Below are 3,680 nucleotides of genomic sequence, written 5' to 3' on the forward strand. Positions count from 1 at the left end.
CCCATTGCTTCACAACGGTCAGCCGGGCTTCCTGCACTTGGTGATAGGTTGTTTCAGACGTCTTCGTTAGCCTCTTGTCAACATCTACCATCTGGGCCGTGTTAGAGAAGGCCTTCTCGTCCCACATGCCTGTCTGGCCAGCGTCGAACGCCGTGGCAGGGGCGCTCACGCGGAAGGTCAAGTAGGCTTCCTCGCCGTCGGAAAGTTTTTCGAGTTTCCACGAGACCTGCGCGCTGCCGCCACCCGGCTGCCCCGTCACGCAGCTTGCGAGGGAACCCGGCACAGCATTCGCGGGATTGGCGGTCGAGCGGAACTTGAACTGCGCCGAACCTGGAATGTAAGTGGTACCCGTCGGCACAGCGTCGGTAACGTCAAGCACGCCGCTTCTCTGATAGGGTCCAGCATTGTTGACGACGATATGGTACTCGACGATCTGGCTTAGCCCTGTCGAAACCATAGCGGCGGCAGTGCCTCGCTCCTCGTCAAGCACCGTGCCGCCCGTAGCGGCATTCGGATCGGACGGCGTAATGCCCTCGACTAGGGCTGCCGTTTTTGTAATATAAGCAGCTCGAGGAGGTATTTGACGTGTTTCCGCTTTGGATGCCAGAAGGGGAAGAGCCGGAGCTATGCCGGCAAGCAGCACATTGTCGGCATCGATACTGCCAAACACATCCTTTCCCGACGGTTCATCTATGGCATCGTCGGTGCTTGCTCCTTCTTCTTCTGAGTCGGGTACCGCAGTGTCTTTGCCTGCGTCAAGCACACCTTCGGTGTCAAGGGTGCCTTCAGTCCCTTTCTCACCCTGAGGCACGCCGGCTTCCTCAGTGCCGCCGGACTCGCTGTCCCCCGCAAACGCAACCATGTTCATGGGGGACAAAGCGAGCACGACCGCAGCACACACCGCAATACATCGGTGCATAAACGATGTTCTCAAATAAGTAGAACCAGCTATCTTACTCATAAGCATTACCTCGTTCCTCATCACTCTTTCGATGACAATGGAAACGAGATTAGCTTCTGAAAAAAAGGGGGCAGCTGATGGTTCGACTTGTTATCCGAGCCGTTGCCTACTTGGTCATGACATGAAATTCAGCGACCGGTCCTGAAGACAATCCGATACCTGCCCTATACGCAACGGTAAAGAAACCCGACTCCCGCGCAAACGGTGAGGCACAGCGCATCCGCTGCCTCCGAGAAGAATCCTCGACCAAGAAACATCCTGCTGCTACTCCCGCTTGTCAGCAAGCAGGCGGTTGAGCGCGTTCAAGTACGCCTTCGTAGACGACACGATGATATCCCCATCGGCACCGCGGCCGGTGTACACATCGCCGTCGCCCGCCGCCACCCGTACCGTCACTTCGCCGAGGGCGTCGATACCACGGGTCACCGACTGCACTGAGAACTCGGACAAGTCGTTTTCCACCTGCACGATCTTGTTCACGGCCTTGTACACCGCGTCGATCGGACCCGTGCCGTACTCGCAGGCCGTGGTCACCGCCCCCTCGGCGTCCCTCAGCGTGAGCGTCGCCGTAGGCGTGAGCGGGAAACCGCAGCTGATCTGAACCGACTCCAGCGAGTAGAGTGCATTCTCGTTGCGCTCGCGCTCGTTGATAAGGCTCTCCAGATCCTCGTCGTAGACTTCCTTCTTCTTGTCGGCCATGTTGAGGAAGGCCTCGTACACCTGGTCGAGCACTTCACCCTCAAACGTATAGCCCAGCTCTTCGAGGCGGTGCTTGAGCGCAGCGTGGCCCGAACGTGCCGTGAGCACGATCTGGCTCTGCCCGGCACCCACATCGGCCGGGTCGATGATCTCGTAGGTGTCGCGCTTCTTCAGCACGCCGTCCTGGTGGATGCCGGAGGAGTGCGCGAACGCGTTCGCTCCCACGATAGCTTTGTTGGCCTGCACGTTCATGCCGGTGATTGACGATACGAGGCGGCTCGCCTTGCAGAACTCGCGCGTATTGATATCGGTGGCGGCATCCAACTCGTATTCGTGCATCTTGATGGCCATGACCACTTCCTCCATGGCCGTGTTGCCCGCGCGCTCGCCGAGGCCGTTGATGGTGCACTCGATCTGCGTCGCACCGCATCTCACGCCCTCCATGGCCAGCGCCGTGGCCATGCCGAGGTCGTTGTGGCAGTGCACGGCCACCTTCACGCGCTCGATACCGTTCACGCCCTCCATAAGGTACTTGATGCGGCGGCCGAACTCCTCGGGCAGCGAGTAACCCGTCGTATCGGGAATGTTCACCACGGTGGCACCCGCGTCTACGACAGCTTGGATTACCCGCACGAGGAAGTTGTAGTCGGAGCGGCCCGCGTCCTCGGCGTAGAACTGCACGTCTTCGACGAACTTCTTGGCGTACTTCACGCACTTCACGGCGCGCTCAACACACTCGTCCTCCGTGATGCGCAGCTTATCAGCTAAGTGGCTGGGCGACACGCCGATGCCCGTGTGGATGCGAGGGCGCTTGGCATACTTGAGCGCCTCGGCCGCCGAATCGATGTCTTTCTCGACCGCACGCGTGAGGCCGCACACAACGGCCTGGTCGCCCGCGAGCTCGGCGATACGGCGCACGCTCTCGAAATCGCCAGGGCTGGAAATAGGAAAGCCTGCCTCAATGACATCGACGTTAAGACGGAGCAGCTGACGCGCGACAACCAGTTTCTCCTCGGTGTTCATGGACGCGCCCGGCGACTGCTCGCCGTCGCGCAACGTGGTGTCGAAAATATCGATCTTGCGCGTCATATCCTGCATCCTTTCTCAGCGTGCTCCCGCTTGGCCGCACCTGCCCGGTACCGCGCGGCGGGGATAAAAATACTTCGATAATCATAGCAAATACACCCAGCGCTGCACTCGGGATTCGCCTTCAAAATGCCCGAAATCCAAGAAGAGGGCCACAAAGTCCCCCAACGCTGCACGACCGTCCGAAACAAGCGAATGCCGACAGCCTCGAGAGCTGCCGGCATTCGCCTGCATTGCCGGTCTATACGGTTTGCAGGGCGCTCCGTCCCCTTGCCAACACAGAGGACTATGCCCCTACAATTTCACGTACCAGAGGTTCTTCAACTCGGAGATGTCGGCGCGCAAGCGATCCAGAACAGCCTCGTCCACGTCTCCCGTCACGTTCATGTAGACGAGCGCACACTGCTCCTCGGGTTTTGCACCGATCTGCATCGTGGTGATGTTGATGCCCGCCTCGCCGAGTATCGTGCCGATGGTGCCCATGCGGCCCGGAGCGTCCACATACTCGAAGATAAGCGACTGGCGCGCAGGCGCGATATCCACCTTGTAGCCGAGAAGCGACACGATGCGCGCACCCTGTGCTGCATCGCCCAACGTGCAGGCCACTTCCGTGCCGTCAGCCACGACGGACACGGCAGATGCGTATCCATCGGCATCGGGCTTGGCCTGAGTCTCCACCCTGATGCCGTGGCGCTTAGCCACCGAATCGGCGTTCACCGGCGTGACCGTAGCCCTGTTCTGGTACGACAACAGGCCTTTGAGCGTTCCCGCCACCAGGATGGACGAATCGGCGTTGGCAAGCGAGCCCGAAGCCGTGAGCATAAGGTACTGCGGGATGGTGCCGGCGATCTGCGCGAGCATGCTGCCCATCATCTGACAGGCAGGCACATACGGCCCAACCGCATCCATGACCTCGGGCGGCACCGGAGCCATG

Annotated in this window: 3 protein-coding genes; all 3 read right to left on the reverse strand. The window is 60.1% G+C overall.

The genetic code is table 11. The annotated features are described in order from the left end of the window. On the reverse strand, positions 1–961 hold a 961-nt coding region (locus RR842_RS12805), incomplete at its 3' end, for a hypothetical protein (protein ID WP_332729999.1). Between the two features lie 264 nt (positions 962–1,225). Then, entirely contained in the window at positions 1,226–2,749 is a 1,524-nt protein-coding gene (locus RR842_RS12810) for a 2-isopropylmalate synthase (RefSeq protein WP_332515003.1), read from the reverse strand. A 291-nt stretch (positions 2,750–3,040) separates the two neighbouring features. Then, positions 3,041–3,680, reverse strand: a 640-nt coding sequence (locus RR842_RS12815; RefSeq protein ID WP_332730001.1) for an ACT domain-containing protein, incomplete at its 5' end; no start/stop codon positions are given.

This window comes from Gordonibacter sp. (assembly GCF_036667095.1).
Taxonomy (GTDB): domain Bacteria; phylum Actinomycetota; class Coriobacteriia; order Coriobacteriales; family Eggerthellaceae; genus Gordonibacter.

Bases quoted from the DNA above. Each gene is read 5' to 3' on its own strand.
- RR842_RS12810 (WP_332515003.1), bottom strand. From the start codon at position 2,749: ATGACGCGCAAGATCGATATTTTCGACACCACGTTGCGCGACGGCGAG.